The sequence below is a fragment of the Pseudonocardia xinjiangensis genome, assembly GCF_012911925.1.
Lineage (GTDB): Bacteria > Actinomycetota > Actinomycetes > Mycobacteriales > Pseudonocardiaceae > Pseudonocardia > Pseudonocardia xinjiangensis.
The window spans coordinates 1-2,699 of the sequence record NZ_JAAXKY010000282.1; the positions used below are offsets into that span (position 1 = coordinate 1).

The 2,699-nt window shown below is 73.7% G+C and carries 3 protein-coding genes; all 3 read right to left on the reverse strand.

Features of this window, described 5'->3' with window-relative positions; genetic code table 11:
• Positions 1–67: 67 nt before the first annotated feature.
• Positions 68–1,786, reverse strand: a complete 1,719-nt coding sequence (locus HF577_RS36975) for a thiamine pyrophosphate-requiring protein (protein ID WP_169400649.1) — start codon at positions 1,784–1,786, stop codon at positions 68–70.
• Between the two features lie 32 nt (positions 1,787–1,818).
• Entirely contained in the window at positions 1,819–2,523 is a 705-nt protein-coding gene (locus HF577_RS36980) for an alpha/beta fold hydrolase (RefSeq protein WP_169400650.1), read from the reverse strand.
• A partial coding sequence (locus tag HF577_RS37770) for a hypothetical protein (protein ID WP_211175429.1) occupies positions 2,520–2,699 on the reverse strand: 180 nt, incomplete at its 5' end. The genes HF577_RS37770 and HF577_RS36980, both read right to left, overlap by 4 nt.

Genomic DNA, 2,699 nt, shown 5'->3' on the forward strand with positions numbered 1-2,699 from the left:
GGGGGTTCAGGAAAGCCACTTTCCTGCCCGGAGAGGGCCTGAAAGTGGCTTTCCTGAACCTGGGCCGTCAGGCGCACTCCACGTCGACCAGGGCGTGGCGGCGCTCGTCCTGCACCGTGCGCAGGGCGCGCTGCAGGGCCGGCACCAGCTCCGCGCGCTGCGTGACCCGCAGGCCCAGGCCCCCGGACGCCTCCGCGTAGGCGGCGAACCGGGGTGCCGGGTCCAGCCGGGCGAGCGGGGACAGCTCGGGGGCGGACGCGGCGTGGCCGTCCGGGTACATGCGGGTGGCCGAGGACTGCACGGCGCCCCAGTGCGCGTTGGTGCAGACGATCGTGAGGACCGGGAGGTGGTGCATGGCCATCGCCTGGTGGCACGCGGCGGGGTTGGCGAAGAGGTAGGCGCCGTCGCCGAGGGTCGCGATCACGGTGGTGGCCGGCCGGGCGAGCTGGAAGCCCATGGCCGCGGGTAGCCCCCAGCCGAGCCCGCCTGCCGGTGGCGTGCCGAAGTACGTGCCGGGCACGGTGGAGCCGAGCATCTCGGGGGAGGCCCAGTACTCGTTGACGACCACGGCGTCGGCCGGACGCACCTGCGTGAGCGCCGCGTTGAGGAAGGCCTTGGTGATCGGCCCGTCGGTGGTCGTCTCCTCCTCGAGAACGCGCGCGCGTGCCTCGCGCCAGCCGCTCACCCTGGCGGCCAGCCGCTCGGCCCGGGTCGGGTCGACGATGCGCTCGGCCAGCGCCGCGATCAGCGCGGTCAGCAGCGCCGTGGTGTCGGCGGTGATCGTCAGGTCGGTGCGGTGCGTGCGCATCGGGTAGCGGGTGAAGCTGGGGTCGGGCCCGCACTGCACCACCACGGCGTCCTCGCGCGGGGCGGTGGAGCCCTGGATCCACGGGACGTCCAGGTCGAGCACGCACACCACGTCGGCGTCGGGCAGCACGGTGCCCACCGCGTACCCGGCGTGCAGCGGGTGGTCGGCCGGGACGTTGACGTGCCGCACCCCGGTCTCGACGACCGCGATGCCGAACCGGCGGCAGAGCTCCGCGAGCAGGGGCACGGCCCGGCGGTCGGCGCCGGCGTCGCCGGTGACGAGGAGGGGGAACTGCGCGGTGGCGAGGTGGTCGGCCAGCTGGGCGACGGCGGCCGGGTCGGGGTGCGCGACGGTCGGCGGCGCGGGGGCGGCGCCGGGCTCGCTGCTGAAGACCGGCCCGGCCAGCACCTCCCGCGGCAGCGACAGGTAGACCGGGCCGCGCGGCTGCGTGGTGGCGATGTCGAGCGCCCGGTCGACGACGTCCAGCACGTGGGCGCCGTCGCGCAGCTCGTAGTCCCACTTCACGAGCTCGCGGAGCATCCCGGCCTGGTCGAACATCTCCTGCGCCCAGTGGATCGGGGCGTCGCGGGCCCCGAGCATCGAGTGCTCGAACAAGGGTGTCCGCCCCGCGGTGAGCAGCACCGGGACCCGGCTGCGGGCGGCGTTGAACACCGCGCACACCGCGTTGGCGGTGCCGACGCTCGTGTGCAGCATGACCGCCTGCACGCGCCCGTCGCCGAGGTAGGAGCCGTGCGCCATCGACACCGCGAGGTTCTCGTGGGCACAGACGACCACGTCCGGCAGGTCGAGCCCGGAGTCCTTGCGGCGCGCGTACGCCTCGACGAGCGACGCGAAGTCGGTGCCGCTGTTGACGAACAGCCGGTCGACGCCGCGCCGGCGCAGCTGCACCAGGAACGCCTCGGCCACCGTCTCCGCGGCCTGGGTGGGTACGGCCTGGGTGGGTGCTGGCAACTCCATCGTTGCTCCCGGTCTCGTGCTCGGTTGGGTCGTCAGTCCGCCGTGTCGATGAGGATCTTGGCCAGGGCCTCCGGGGCCGTGACCATCGCTTCGTGCCCGGTGGGCAGGCTGAGCACGGGCCAGCCCGCGCTCTCGGCCCGCTCCGCGTGGGCGCGGAAGACCCGCATCCAGTCGGTGCATTCCACGAAGGTGGCGGGGACGTCCCGCTGTCGGCCGGTCAGGGCCAGTGGCTGCGTGTAGGTGCGCCAGGGGTGCGGTGTCAGCCGGGGCGTCAGCCACTCGACGTCGGCCTGGTCGGTGACCCCGAGCGCCTGCAGTGACCGCACCGGGATGAGCCATCCGAAGCCCGGGCCGGCCACCGACTCGCGGTAGTGCCCGGCGACCTGGGCAGGCAGCAGGTCGATGGCGGCCTCGCCGTCCTCGCCGACGAACGCGTCGAGGTAGACCCGGCGCCCGATGGCCTCCGGCCGCTCGTCGGCGACCCCGGTGACCACCTGGCCCGCGTAGCTGTGGCCGACGAGAACGACGTCGGAGGAGCCTTCGGCGTCGAGCAGCGCGACGACGTCGCGGACGTGGGTGTCGAGCCCGACCGCGGGGCTGAGCAGGTGGGCGCGGTCGCTGATCCCGGTGAGGGTGGGGGCCAGCACCTCGTGGCCGGCGCTGCGCAGCTGCGCCGCGACCCGGCGCCACACCCAGCCGCCGTGCCAGGCGCCGTGCAGGAGGACGAACGTGCTCACTGCGTTCCCTCCCCGCTGTCAGCAGTCATGGAGTCCTCGTCTCTCGCGGCAGGCTTCCGTGCGTACAGATCGTCAGCATAGTTGTCACCGAGATTGTTAACAATAATGTCGACGATTCGTCCGGATCTGCGCTGTCGAGCCGAGGAGGGCGCGGTGCCCGCCGGGCCGGTGGGGGT